Genomic DNA, 11,965 nt, shown 5'->3' with positions numbered 1-11,965 from the left:
AGGCGCGCGGTACTCATTGCGCACCGCCCGTCTTATCCGCTGGTGGTGTTGTGACCACAACCAGGTTTGGCGGCCGGCGCACCATCGTGCCGTCGGCGTCTTTGTCGTAAAGCGGCAGGCCTTGGAAAAGGCCGCCGGGCTCGGTCAGCTTTTCCCACATTTCATCCATTGCCGCGCGGCCCTCTGGCGTCGTGAACATGATGTGGTTCATGTGCGCCTGAATTGCGCCGCAAAGCGGGCCGCTCTTGTGGGGCAGGCTGCGGCCGGCGGCGGAATCCTCCAGGCCGTAGGCTGAGGCGATGTGGACCATGCCGCTGTCGGCCGGCAGTTGCGCGCGGTCGACCACGTTCACGCCCAGCAGCTCGCACCGCTGCTCGAACGTGGTGGCGGCATCGAACTCCGGCGCCATCTTGACCAGGGCCTCGCCAAGCTGGCGCTGCGCCACGCCGAGCTCGTCGCACTGCTTATCGCCCTCGCGCAACAAGACGCGGATCGATTCTGCGCGATGGGCGTTGAAAGGGCTTTGCTTCAGCTTGACTACCTGACGCCGCGCAGGGCCCAAGAAACTCCAGTAGTTCTGTTGCATACAGCCTATCTGGCGAGCCAGGAGGCGGGTGAAGAGGAATTCGGTGATGATCGAGTTCAGGCAGCCAGCCCTTGCAGCTTCAAGTTGCTCGATATATGCTTTTTTCATTCTGAGGTCCTCGTCAGTTTGTCCAGGCTGTCAGCGATATCGCTGGCCAGCGTGGCGCAGGTTTCCAGTGCTTCCGGCTGGGATGCCGGTTCCATGATTTCGATTGCGGCCAGCAGCGCCCCGACGACGTCGGCGAGGCCGGCCAAGCGCTTGATGGTGGTGGCGCGGGATGGGCCGGTCGTCATTTCGTCGGCGCCCGCTTGTCGAGATATGCTCCCCGGATCAGGCGGAGGGTGATTTCGCCTTGCCATTCGGGATAGACGTCTGGCTCGGCTTGGTGCTCGTCACGGATCTGATGGGCGGTGTCGAGTTCGACGCCGGCGAGCAGGCGAGTGCCTTCGCTGTTGAACATGTCGTACAGCGGCTCTACCGCAGCTTCGCGATCCAGCGTCACGCCGTAGTGACAGCCAGCCATCAATACGAGGCGCGCACGACTTGATTCGATAAAGCGATCCAGATGGAACAGGGCACGCTCGGCCGGGACGCGGCGCACTTTGTCGCCAAAACTGACCATGACGTCAGCACGGTCGCCGCCGAAGCCCAGTGAGCCACCGCCGAATTGCAACGTCGGCTCGCTGCCATCGAGGGCGCCAGGTGGAAAGCCTTCGAAGTAGCGGCGTTTGGCCTGCATCAAGCCTTGGCCACTTGTGTCAGGCGGCAATATTGTGGTATTGTTACTATTCGCCATGGTCTTTCTCCAAAAAATTAGGGCGCAACAGTCCGGCCGGTGCGTCAACACCGGTTGGGCTTTTTCTTTTTGTGGGGCCGAATCAGTTCCGGCTTAGGCAGTTATTCGATGGCGTCGTCTGGCGGATCGTGCAAGTCAAGAACCAGTTGGGCCTGCGCATGCTCCAAGCTGTGCTTACTTGCATCAAGCAGGGCAAAGTCGCGTGGAGTGGCGGTGCCATTGGCAAGCCGCTGCGCTATAGGAATTGCTTTCTTGAGCTGCGCGCGCGTCATTTCGTCGTAATGCTTTGAACCTGCCGCCGCGTTGTGCGCGGTGTGAGCTGTGGAGACTAGAACGCCATGCAGCAACGCCGTATCGACTGCAGCGTAGTGCAAAGGTCTTCTTTCTGCTGAGGTGGTCAGCTCCTGATCTTCGTCTACTTGCGGCTGCCGGAAATAATGATCTTCCAGCACGGCGAATACATCCCAGGCCTGGTCGGTTTCGATCATCTTCGCGTGGCGCGCCGCACCCCGCTCGGTCCACAGATGCAGGCTGCGCGCTTTCGCCGAAATTTGTGAGTCACTTAAAGTTACTCGCAAATCCGAAAGTGCTTTTCCGGAAACCTTAAAAAAGTGAATGCCTTCATCGAACCGCGCCGCGTTTCGCGAGTGGTTCATCCGGACGTTCACCTCGTCGGTGCCGTAAAGCTGAGCCAGCAACTCGGTGGTCAGGACTTTATGGCCGCGCCAAGTGATCGCCGGGATTGCGGCGACGCTCGCAGCGCGCAGCGCAAGCTGCTCCGCGTTGGATGGAAGGTGACTCATACAGCACCGCCAACAAAAGTAGCCAGATCACGTGCCGCATCAGCGGCCAGGCCGGCGCAAGTTTCCAGCGTCGCAAGGCGCTCGGCCACCGGCAGGATATCGATCACGCTCAGCAGCGCAGCAGCGGCGCCAAGGCGGCCACCGGCGGCTTTGATTTGGTCGACGGCGGTTCCTGCCGTGACGCCATGCGGCTCACCAGCCATCCCCAGGAGGCCGGATAAAGCATCGTGATTTTTTTGGCGTGGGGTAGAGGTGCCGCACTCCCACTTGTGGACCGCTTGAGGGCTGACGCCGATGCGCTGGGCGACGTCAGCCAAGCTGAAGCCGGCGCAGAGCCGCTTGGCGCGGATGCCTTCGGCCAGGCTGCCGGGCTGCATTTTGCCGGTGCTGCTGGTGGTGGAGCTGGTCATGTCGTTCGCCTCATGAGTTCAGGTAATGAAACAACTTTAGCATAACAAATTTCGTAATACAACCTTTGTATTTTAAATTTCGTAAAAAAGACGAAAAAAAACGCCCCGTAGGGCGTAATTGAGCTGCGGACAGGATGGTGATCAGGTATCAATATCCTCATTTCCGTGCGAGGCGAGGAGGGGAATCACCTGTCGCGGCGTATTAGTGACGAAGATCGAAATCCCAAGAAGGGCCGCCTCAGCTGTTTTTCTCCGCAAAACGACCTCATTTGGAAGGCGCTTCACAAGATTTTTTTCTGGATCGTCATCCGGGTAATCCATGCCAACATATCCAGGCATTATTATTATTAGCAAATAGCTTCGCGTATCCCTTAGATGGGCACGGAGCGTTGCCAGGTTCCATAATAATTTTGGAATGAAATCTTCCAGCTCTAACGATAGCTCTAGTGGTGATTCTGCATAGGCGAACTCAGCCACTACGTCTTTATCAATGTAGTCGACGAGCCAAGCTAGCGAGCCACCGACTACCCCGGCGCCCCATTGAAAGCTCTTTTGAGTCTTTTCAAGCAAGGGCTTTAACTCGGCCAAAATGGTTTTTTTTGATTCAAATCTGTTTGCGGACTTAGTAAGTCTATCCACTTTTTCTTTGGCAGAATATTTTACAGCAAGCTCAGAAAGAGCTTCGGTTTGACGCTTTCTGTCATCGCCAATCTGCTTCAGGACATGACTAGAATATGGTCCACTTGGCGATCTAGCACCTTTGCTATCGCCATACAAATCCATGATTTCAGCAGCGGGGATGGAAAGCACCTGATTCAACCGTGCAAATACGCCAGGTCGAGGATATGCTTTTCCAGACTCCCACTTCCCAACGGTTTGCTGGGTCACCTGCAAGCGTTCCGCTAACTCATCCTGCGTCAGCCCAGCGCGCTCGCGATACCGTTGAACGACGGCACCGAATTCGCCTTCCATATGAACACCTATTAAGTTGTAATTACTTCAAAGTGTACACCGAATTTCGTGACAAGTAAAATCTCACTGTTGTTTCATCAAAGGTTGTGATATTCTTGATTAAATCCAACTTTCGCAGGATCAAAAGATGTCTAAACGATTGAGTCCCACCGGCATCGCCGCCGCCGTTGCTGCCGCAGGCACGCAAGTTAGTCTCGGCCAGCAGCTCGGTGTAAGTCAGCAGGCGATCAACAAGTGGCACCAGCAGGGCTGGGTGCCCTTGATGCGTGCCGGTCAGATCGAATCCCGTTACGGCATCGCACGCGCCCGCCTGCTCAACCCCAAGATTCTCGCCCTGGTCGGCACCGCGACCAATCCAACCACCCCCACCGAAAGCCAGCCATGAGCGGCCACCCTCCGCACGAGCTGCTGGCCGAGGCGACCTCCAAGGCCAGCGGCGCGCTCATCACCGCCGAATACGAAGGCAAGATCTACTCTTTCCGCGCCGATGGCTGGTTCAATGCGACCGAGGCGGCGAAGCGGCGCGGCAAAGATGCGCACGAGTGGACGCGATCACAAGAGGCTGCGGTCTATATCGCGGCCTTGGAACGTAAATACGGGAATTTCCCGTATTTAGAAACGAAGCGCGGGAAGCGCGGCGGAACGTGGCTTCACCCGAAACTTGCTGTTGTTTTTACGCGCTGGATCGATATTGACTTCGCTCTCTGGGCCGATGAAAAAATTGAGATTATCTTGCGCGGCGCGCCGCTACCGACCGTCGACGACCGACTCACCACTCCCACGGATCGCATCCCGCTGCACATGGCCTTGCCGTACATCTACCAGCGCACTGGTGCCTGCTTTCCCAAAATCTATGTAGCCATCAGCGCGGCCGCCGGTGCCGACGACTTCCCAAGCATGACGATGTGCAATCTCGCGTTCTTGGTGCCACTTATGCTGCGCATCAAGAATCAGGCTGACACGCAAGCCGATTGGGACCTGCTGCACATCAGCGGCAAGGCGCTGCGTGGTGGCGCCCAACTGGAACTGACCTTCGCCGACTCGGCGCTCTACAACCCCACCAAGGAAGCATCATGACCTCCATCGACAGCACTACCATCGACGCTGCCCTCGCGGAAGCGCGCCAGGTCTTCGCCGGCAACCAGCACGCCCTCGATGCGCTTGCATATGTCGACGGTGTGCTGGCCGCCAGTCCGGCGCGCGCCGAAGTTCCAGCGCATGCTTGCACGCCGGTGGCGCCGCGCGATAACTCTGCCCTGGCGCAGATCAAGCGCGAGCTGCTCACCGCGGCCGACCAGCTGCAGCAGCCGGCCGACCTGGTGGTGCAGCTGCTGGTGCTGGCCGAGCTGCGCGGTATGCGCGCCGAGCAGGCATCGGATCGCTTTTCGCGCGGCGCGGCGGTGCTGTCGTGAAGCCCATGATTGCACCGATGCTGCTGACGGCCCTGTTGCCGACGACGTATATGCTGGCGACCTACAACGCCGAGCCGGCGCCTGCAGTTGCCCCTCCACCTCGAACAGGCACGCCTGATCGTCCAGCGACGATGGCCTACGCGCCAATCCTTTACGTCGACAACGAAACGGGATGCCATTACCTCACTACCGACGCCCTGCAGGCGCTGGTGCCGCGCATGGATCGTGATGGCAAACAGGTGTGCCTGCGCCCAGCTGGTGCTCAGCCAAGCCAGCCAGAGAATAAGTAGTCCCGATCACCGACGGGGCAGCGGCTGCGCAGCCGCGACCAAGCGATTTCAGCCCGCTGGTCACGCCCCGACCCTATACCAGGCTGAAGAAGGTTGAAATAACAAATGCAGCAACAGGATCGAAGTGGACTACAGCGAATATCAAGTGCCTGCCCGCACGGACATCACACGTCTGGAGCCGACAAGTGAGTAACGGTATCGACTGGTTTCGCTGGCATCACGGCAGCGTGACCGATCCCAAATTTCAACTTGTTGCGCGCCGCTCTGGTGCGTCGGTTCCTGACGTCCTTGCGGTGTGGGCGTTCTTGCTCGAATCGGCCAGCGCTGCCTCGCCTCGCGGGTGCTATGGCGACATCGACACCGAGGCGGTGGATTGCCTCTTCAATTTCCCGCCCGCTGAAACTCGCACCGCCGACATCATCGCTGCGCTCGAAGATCGCAGGATGCTTGCTGATGGGTGTATTGCTGAATGGGATAAGCGCCAGACGAAGCGTGAGCGTGCCGAGGACAGTAGTGCAGATCGCGTTGCCGCACACCGTGCACGCAAAGCTGCAGCTGCTGCTACCGCGCCCGCTCCTTCACTTGCGCCTACTGCTGCTTTCGCTGACGGTGTAACGCCATGTAACGCCAGTAACGGCACGGAAACGCCTAGAGAAGAGAAGAGTAGAGAAGAGAAGATACAGACAAAGTCAAAAACAAAAGATAAGTCGCCTTCGGCTCCCGATGATCTCTTCCTCGGCGTTGATCCGCAGGTCGTTATCGATTTCAAAGCACTACGGGCCAAGCACAAAGCGCCGATCACGAAAACCGCGATTGATGGAATTTTGCGCGAGGCGGACAAAGCCGGCACATCCCTGGAAGGCGCTTTGCGCATCTGCTGCGAACGTGGCTGGCGCGGGTTCAAGGCCGACTGGGTGCTGCAACCGTCGACCGGCTCCCCGCGTGCCGGCCCCCAGCTAACATCGAGGCACAGTGGTTTTGAAAATATCAACTATTCGGAAGGGATCGAAAATGGACGAATTACCTGAAAGCGGCGAAGCGCCCAAGGCGCCGCGCTTGACCATCGGCCAGGAAGAAAAGCCTGCCAACTGCGACACCCATGGCGAATACGTGAGCAAGGGCTTCATCATCGGTCGCACCACGCGCTGGATGGGCTGCCCGGCCTGCGCTGACGCTGCCAGGCTTGCTGCGGAAGACGCCGAGGCAGCGGACCTGGCCAAGCGGAAGCAGCTCAACATCGAGGCGACACTCAGCCGCTCGGGCATCCCGCTGCGCTATCGCACCAAGGACTTTTCGACGTTCGTCGCCGACACCGACGGCAAGGAAAAAGCGCTGGCCGTGGCAATGGAATTCGTGCAGAACATCGGCCAGCATTACGACAAAGGCACCACCATGGTCTTTTCCGGCCCGCCAGGCACTGGCAAGAGCCATCTGGCCATTGCTATCGGCCAAGCGCTAATGGAGCGCGGCACGGTGCTCTACACCTCCGCCATCGATGCCGTGCGCATGATCCGCGACACGTGGCGCCGGGACTCGCCGAAAACCGAATCCCAGGTGCTGGAAGCGCTGGCGACGGTCGGCTTGCTCATCATCGACGAGGTAGGCGTGCAATACGGTACCGAGGCCGAGCAGGTCAGCCTGTTTGACATCATCGACAAGCGGTACCGCGACATGATGCCGATGATCCTGCTGACGAATCAGAACAAGGCCGGCATGAAGACGTTCCTGGGCGATCGAAGCTTTGACCGGCTGCGCGAGGGTGGCCAGTGGGTGACGTTCGATTGGGAGTCGCATCGAGGAAAGGCTGCAGCATGATTAACTTCAAATTCCCATGGACCAAGCGCCGCGAAGCGCGCCAGGCGGCTGAGCAAAAGGCGCGTGATGATGCGGCCTGGCGCGCCATCATCGACGCCGGCAAACGTGCCGAGGATCGGTGCCGCCTTGATGCGCAACGTGCGCGCGCCAGCGCCATCGAGCCACCGCGCCGCGCCGGCCTGGCCAGCGTGCCATTCGACGGCTACACCGCGCAAGGCGGCTTGCTCGCTGGTGCACCAGCAAGCGCCACGGCGCCGATGGGCGGTGGTAGCGGCACGTTCGACGGCGGTGGCGCATCCGGCGACTGGGGCGGATCAAGCTGCTCGGCCAGCAGCAGCGATTCGTCGTCAGGATCGTCTGACAGCGGCAGCAGCTGCTCGTCGGATTAATTGCAATACCACAGGACCATAAATGAACGTAATCCAGAAATACACCCGCGCCATCGGCTCATCAAACCTGCGCGACGACGCCCACCACCACAGCACCGAGGTGTTGGCTGCAGCAGCGCTGTGCCGCGACCTGGGCACCAAGCTGTTTCGCGTGAAGTATGCCGGCGACGCCACCAGCTACGCCTCGCTACTCGACGCCTGGCGCGAGATCGTGAAGACGAAGGCGGCGCACCGCACATGGCCAGCCGATGTCAGCCCGGCCAAGGTGGCGAAGCTGTCGCTCGATCACTGGCTGAACGATGTGTGCCCGGCTTGCACTGGCCGCTGCTATGAGCCGGTGCGCGGCCAGGCGACGGTGTTGTCGGACGTCAGCTGCAAGGCCTGCGCTGGCACCGGCACGCGCGCGGTGCAGGTCCAGCACAAGCTGCTGCACCTGGTGGAGGATATGGTTGAGGCGCTGCATGCGATGTGCAAGCATGCAGCTGGGCAGACCATAAAGCGCCTGGCTGAGGAAATGGAGTTCTGAAGCGGAAATATCACCACTGGTCGTAAACACAGGTATATAATTGATGCACTGCGCGTCTTACGAATCACCCGGCGCGCATAATTCAAGCCGGCCCAGCGCCGTGCAGGGCAGCGGCAAACCTGAAGCCGAGACCGTTGATGACTTGTCGCGCCCAAATGAAAGCCCCTCTGCCTAACGGTCGCGGGGCTTTTGCATTATTTGACGCCAATCAGTTGCAGCCCTTTTGTCGTCAGTACAAGTAGGTCTACAGGTTGGCCGCGATAATTTGCCATCGTTGTTCCGCGTGGCATCTGTTTTACCAGTTCTCCCTGGATTAGCTCAGCGTGGATAGGGTTGTTGGGGTCGAAGATGGTTCGCGTTGATTGAATTTCTTTTGCTGCCGTCGATAAGTTGTTCATTTTTTTTTTGCCCAGTTTGGTTGCCGCTCCAATCGGCGCGGTGATTCCACGATAGCGTCACGACTGTTTTGTGATTGGCGCTGTGCGCTTTATTTTTTTCATTTCGTTGTTTTTGTCTTAGTAGTGCTACCAACGATCACATTTATACCTGTTGCGACAAATTCAGGCCGAGACCTGAAATCGCTCAACCTCCAGCAGCCAACCGTGCGGTCATTGCAGGCGTAGCTCAATGGTAGAGCGCGGGCCTTCCAAGCCGGCGATGCAGATTCGATTCCCGTCGCCCGATCCAGTTTTATCGCATGCTTGGCCGAGTAGACCAAGGCACCGGGCCGCAAGCCAGAACAACCGTAACCCGAAAGGTCTGTCATGCAAAACGCTGTTGAAAGTGATGAGGGTGTCGGCGCCGAGCACGCCGGCTGCGTTGGCCGCCTGGATGCTCCGCTCGACGTACGCATGATAGACCCAGCGTCACTGGCGGCGCTGCGCCAAGCCCTGCCGGCCAGCCAGAATGATGCACTGCGCGCGCTGGTAGAGTCATGGCGAACATGTGCACGCGCACGTTACCGGTGCGCAGATCTGACGAACGACCCGGAAGGGAAGTGCGCCATGAATAGCGCCGCGATGATTTATTTCAACTGCTCCGAGGAACTTACGGCAGCCCTAAACGCGTCTTCGCCTCCGTTACCGCCCACTCCTTGAGGACGCCGAAGGCGACGCCGCCGAATGGTGCGATCACATTCTTCTTCGCCTTTTCCCATAAAGTTGGGTCCTTGATTGAGTCAATAAAATCATGGCCCTCCCAGGTCAGGCCGATCGGGAATGCGTGCTTCGGACTGTTCATCCCACTATGCACCGTACCATCCAAGAGTCCCGCCTCAATGAGGAGGGTCATGTGAGCATTAATGATTTCTGGGTCGTAGTCCGCATGCGTGAATTTCAATGGGATGTTGCTGGGCGGTCGCGCTTCAAACTCCAGCAGAATTATTCGGATAAGGTCGAAGTCTCGTTTCATTTTTTCTTTCGTAGTTGATGGATGCGCACGGAGCCGGAAAGCAATCGGCGCGTCTCATTGTAGCGAAATTGACAATTTGAAATGTCACCAATGCTCACGCATCTGGTGAGTAGCCGTCTACTTCAGTTCTCCACGCCTTTCCCTGGGCTTTAGCCGCTGACCGCAACTGTGCGCCAGCGGCCTTTTTATTTGAGGTGCTCGATGAACTCGCGCCACTATCGCGACATGATCATCCGCGCTGTTGGCGAGACCGACGGCAAGACACTCGGCCTGATCGTCGAGCATGTGGTAGATGCTGAGCGCGCCAAGGAAATCCTGCGCGCCAACGGCTATGGCGTGGCCGGACTGTCGGCGAGTGCCACCGCCGCCCTGGTGCCGCAAGCACTTCCAACTGAAAGAAACCCATGACCGTCCGTCTACTGAAACCATACGCCCAACGCCCTGCAGGCGCTATCGCCACATTCGAAGCAAGCACCGAAGCGGGCATGATCGCGTCGGGCCAAGCGTCAGCCAATCTAACTGGCGGGTTCGAATACTTTATTCCTCGTCCGGGTCTACGTTTGCAGGCGGCACAGATCGCTGTTGGCTCACTGACGTTACGCGCCGCCGAGCAAGCGCCCGTGCTGCTGCCCGAGGGGCAGGTCCTGAATATCAGCGGCTCGGCCGGAACGGCTGGTGTCATCTACCGCCTTGATCCTGTGCTGGGTGGCACGAATTCACTGCAATCGTGGGCCATCGGCACTGGTGCGTTAGCGCAGATCGGGCCTTATGCCGGCCTGCAACGCTTCCTGGTGACGTGCTCTGCGGGACGTGTGGATGCTGCAGTGAATGCTGCTGCGGCAATGGCGCCGATGATCGTCGTATCCAGCGCCGCACCAAACAACAATGACGGCCGCCCCGACGGCACCATTTATATCCAGACAGCATGATAAAGACCAAAAACACTGGCGCGTACGCGGGCATCGTCGGCATGCAGCGCAAGAAAAACGGCGTATGCTCTGCCGTGGCCGGTTGTTTTGCGAAGGTTGGCGGGGCTTATCGGAATGTGCTGGTCATGCCCGGCACAGCACGGTTGCTCAACGTGGGAACCAACCAGCGCTGGCTGGGTGGCATCATCGGCCCCGTCAGCAATCCGATTCCGGCCGGCACCGATACCCCAGAAAGTATTTTCCGCCAGCCCACATTCATCGGCAGCGGCGATGCGCGCAACTTGCGCCTCTTCTGGCCGACGTGGGGTAACGGCAATAACGGCGACGAGCCGCTGGGGGCCTTCCAGATTCACAGCTCCGCTCTGGAGTTCAATGGCGCCACCGCCAAATTTACTTACGGCGGCGTCGAGACGCGTCAGGTGCTCGAAGGCGAGATGACCACTATCATCGGACAGCCGCAGCCTGTAGCTGGCGTTTTGTCTGATCCAATCACGCCAGCACAGTTGCTTGCCGCGTTTGGCAAGGATCACCTGAATCGTGGCGACAAAGTATGGAAGCGGGGGCGCATGATCCGCGCTGATCGCACGGTACATTACGGCATTACTCGCTTAATGAGCCAGGACACGAGCGGCGCGTCATTTCGCTTCAAACCCGATTCCGTCAACGCGATTCCAGATGTGTATGCTACCGGCCCCATCACGCTGACCCGCACTGGCGCGGTTGGCACACTCTTTGCGGAAGCGACAGGCTTCGACCCGATCTTGCTGGGGGAATTCGTCAACGAGGCTGGCATCATTGTTTTGGGCCTCTTCGGCGCATCGATGGAGCATGGCGCAACCGATACTACATGGTCGGCGCCAATGAACAGCGGGCGCGGAATGATGCGCGCGACCTTTGACAAAGATGGCGTGAGCAACCCCTACGCCGGTCTGGTAGTGGCGGCTTCGGGCAACGGGCTAGATGACATGACTGGCTCCAATAAACGCAGCTATTGTACTGTTGCATGGATGACAAATTTGGAGCTTAGCCCAGGCGGCAATGATCTCGGCTCTGCCGACGCCACAAGCGATGTTGCCAAATACGCCGGTATCCAGACCAATCTGCGCGGACTGTATGCCGACCTGCGTGCCATTAATCCTACGATCAAACTATTTGTGCTGAGCAAGCCGCCAAGCACGGTGTCTACCGACGGCTACATCACCGACATAAACCAGACGCCTGGAACTGAGTATGGCGAAGGACAGAAGGTCGAAACGCTTTACCGCGATTGGCTGCTTGGTCAGGTTGGAGTTGCAGGCGGGATCGACGCGGTAATTGACCCGCCGGAAATGCACTGGCCAGGGAAGCGTTGGCTATGGGGGAATGCGGCAAGTATGCCGGCTTCGCTCGATGGCGCAGCGCTTGGCGCCCCGGCTAACCAGAACCATCCAAGCACCAATCAGTACAAGCTCATTGCCCGTGATATCCGCGCCTTTTGCGGCATGCCCCCTTGGGCATAACCCATCTGGTCAAACAACGCTGTCGCACGGCGGCATTCCACAATCAGGATCCACATGCTCACAACCGAAACTGGCGAAGGCCTGCCTGACGCCGAATCCTACGCCAGCATCGCCGCAGCAGACGTGCG

At 58.9% G+C, this 11,965-nt stretch carries 19 protein-coding genes; 11 read left to right on the top strand and 8 right to left on the bottom strand.

The window, feature by feature from the left end:
• Positions 1-13: 13 nt before the first annotated feature.
• The 6 genes from CNX70_RS22015 to CNX70_RS21990 form a co-directional block, all read right to left on the bottom strand.
• The gene (locus CNX70_RS22015; protein ID WP_096237113.1) at positions 14-694 is read right to left on the bottom strand and encodes a hypothetical protein; all 681 of its coding nucleotides are present in this window, start codon (positions 692-694) and stop codon (positions 14-16) included.
• The gene (locus CNX70_RS22010) at positions 691-879 is read right to left on the bottom strand and encodes a hypothetical protein (protein ID WP_096237111.1); all 189 of its coding nucleotides are present in this window, start codon (positions 877-879) and stop codon (positions 691-693) included. The genes CNX70_RS22015 and CNX70_RS22010 overlap by 4 nt, the downstream gene beginning before the upstream one ends.
• Positions 876-1,328 (bottom strand): hypothetical protein, encoded by a 453-nt coding sequence (locus tag CNX70_RS22005; RefSeq protein ID WP_096237109.1) that lies wholly within the window; start codon positions 1,326-1,328, stop codon positions 876-878. The genes CNX70_RS22010 and CNX70_RS22005 overlap by 4 nt, the downstream gene beginning before the upstream one ends.
• 155 nt (positions 1,329-1,483) lie before the next feature.
• Entirely contained in the window at positions 1,484-2,185 is a 702-nt protein-coding gene (locus CNX70_RS22000) for an ORF6N domain-containing protein (RefSeq protein WP_096237108.1), read from the bottom strand.
• A complete protein-coding gene (locus CNX70_RS21995; RefSeq protein WP_096237106.1) occupies positions 2,182-2,595 on the bottom strand; it encodes a helix-turn-helix domain-containing protein in 414 nt (137 codons plus the stop codon). The genes CNX70_RS22000 and CNX70_RS21995 overlap by 4 nt, the downstream gene beginning before the upstream one ends.
• A 141-nt stretch (positions 2,596-2,736) precedes the next feature.
• A complete protein-coding gene (locus CNX70_RS21990) occupies positions 2,737-3,567 on the bottom strand; it encodes a helix-turn-helix domain-containing protein (protein WP_096237104.1) in 831 nt (276 codons plus the stop codon).
• Between the two features lie 127 nt (positions 3,568-3,694).
• Here CNX70_RS21990 and CNX70_RS21985 point away from each other — a divergent pair, with 127 nt between their 5' ends.
• The 8 genes from CNX70_RS21985 to CNX70_RS21950 all read left to right on the top strand — a co-directional run bounded on the left by CNX70_RS21985 (position 3,695) and on the right by CNX70_RS21950 (position 7,999).
• On the top strand, positions 3,695-3,952 hold the full coding sequence (locus tag CNX70_RS21985; RefSeq protein ID WP_096237102.1) for a helix-turn-helix domain-containing protein: 258 nt from the start codon (positions 3,695-3,697) through the stop codon (positions 3,950-3,952).
• A complete protein-coding gene (locus CNX70_RS21980; protein WP_096237100.1) occupies positions 3,949-4,644 on the top strand; it encodes a KilA-N domain-containing protein in 696 nt (231 codons plus the stop codon). Before CNX70_RS21985 ends, CNX70_RS21980 begins: the two co-directional genes overlap by 4 nt.
• The gene (locus tag CNX70_RS21975; protein WP_096237098.1) at positions 4,641-4,979 is read left to right on the top strand and encodes a hypothetical protein; all 339 of its coding nucleotides are present in this window, start codon (positions 4,641-4,643) and stop codon (positions 4,977-4,979) included. The genes CNX70_RS21980 and CNX70_RS21975 overlap by 4 nt, the downstream gene beginning before the upstream one ends.
• Before the next feature lie 5 nt (positions 4,980-4,984).
• Positions 4,985-5,269: a DUF6440 family protein gene (locus CNX70_RS21970; protein ID WP_157751224.1), complete on the top strand. Its 285-nt coding sequence runs from the start codon at positions 4,985-4,987 to the stop codon at positions 5,267-5,269.
• Positions 5,270-5,454: 185 nt separating this feature from the next.
• Positions 5,455-6,297 carry a phage replication initiator YdaU family protein gene (locus tag CNX70_RS21965; protein ID WP_096237094.1) on the top strand — a complete coding sequence of 281 codons (843 nt, stop codon included), beginning with the start codon at positions 5,455-5,457 and terminating at the stop codon, positions 6,295-6,297.
• Positions 6,281-7,084 carry an ATP-binding protein gene (locus CNX70_RS21960; RefSeq protein ID WP_096237092.1) on the top strand — a complete coding sequence of 268 codons (804 nt, stop codon included), beginning with the start codon at positions 6,281-6,283 and terminating at the stop codon, positions 7,082-7,084. The genes CNX70_RS21965 and CNX70_RS21960 overlap by 17 nt, the downstream gene beginning before the upstream one ends.
• Entirely contained in the window at positions 7,081-7,473 is a 393-nt protein-coding gene (locus CNX70_RS28730) for a hypothetical protein (protein ID WP_208624454.1), read from the top strand. Before CNX70_RS21960 ends, CNX70_RS28730 begins: the two co-directional genes overlap by 4 nt.
• Positions 7,474-7,495: 22 nt before the next feature.
• A complete protein-coding gene (locus tag CNX70_RS21950) occupies positions 7,496-7,999 on the top strand; it encodes a hypothetical protein (protein ID WP_096237090.1) in 504 nt (167 codons plus the stop codon).
• Between the two features lie 194 nt (positions 8,000-8,193).
• Here CNX70_RS21950 and CNX70_RS28400 read toward each other — a convergent pair whose 3' ends face one another.
• Both CNX70_RS28400 and CNX70_RS21945 read right to left on the bottom strand, forming a co-directional pair.
• The gene (locus CNX70_RS28400) at positions 8,194-8,397 is read right to left on the bottom strand and encodes a hypothetical protein (protein ID WP_157751222.1); all 204 of its coding nucleotides are present in this window, start codon (positions 8,395-8,397) and stop codon (positions 8,194-8,196) included.
• A 649-nt stretch (positions 8,398-9,046) separates the two neighbouring features.
• A complete protein-coding gene (locus CNX70_RS21945; protein WP_096237088.1) occupies positions 9,047-9,409 on the bottom strand; it encodes a DUF2513 domain-containing protein in 363 nt (120 codons plus the stop codon).
• 201 nt (positions 9,410-9,610) lie between these two features.
• Between CNX70_RS21945 and CNX70_RS21940 the strand changes: the two genes are divergently transcribed.
• The 3 genes from CNX70_RS21940 to CNX70_RS21930 are packed head-to-tail and all read left to right on the top strand — an operon-like array spanning position 9,611 to position 11,837.
• Positions 9,611-9,817 (top strand): hypothetical protein, encoded by a 207-nt coding sequence (locus CNX70_RS21940; protein WP_096237086.1) that lies wholly within the window; start codon positions 9,611-9,613, stop codon positions 9,815-9,817.
• Positions 9,814-10,338 carry a hypothetical protein gene (locus CNX70_RS21935; protein ID WP_096237084.1) on the top strand — a complete coding sequence of 175 codons (525 nt, stop codon included), beginning with the start codon at positions 9,814-9,816 and terminating at the stop codon, positions 10,336-10,338. The genes CNX70_RS21940 and CNX70_RS21935 overlap by 4 nt, the downstream gene beginning before the upstream one ends.
• Positions 10,335-11,837: a hypothetical protein gene (locus CNX70_RS21930; RefSeq protein WP_096237082.1), complete on the top strand. Its 1,503-nt coding sequence runs from the start codon at positions 10,335-10,337 to the stop codon at positions 11,835-11,837. The genes CNX70_RS21935 and CNX70_RS21930 overlap by 4 nt, the downstream gene beginning before the upstream one ends.
• Positions 11,838-11,965: the final 128 nt, after the last annotated feature.

Origin of the sequence: Janthinobacterium svalbardense (assembly GCF_002327145.1) — a bacterium.
In the GTDB taxonomy this organism is placed as follows: domain Bacteria; phylum Pseudomonadota; class Gammaproteobacteria; order Burkholderiales; family Burkholderiaceae_D; genus Janthinobacterium; species Janthinobacterium tructae.
This window is presented reverse-complemented; position numbering and strand designations above follow the sequence as displayed.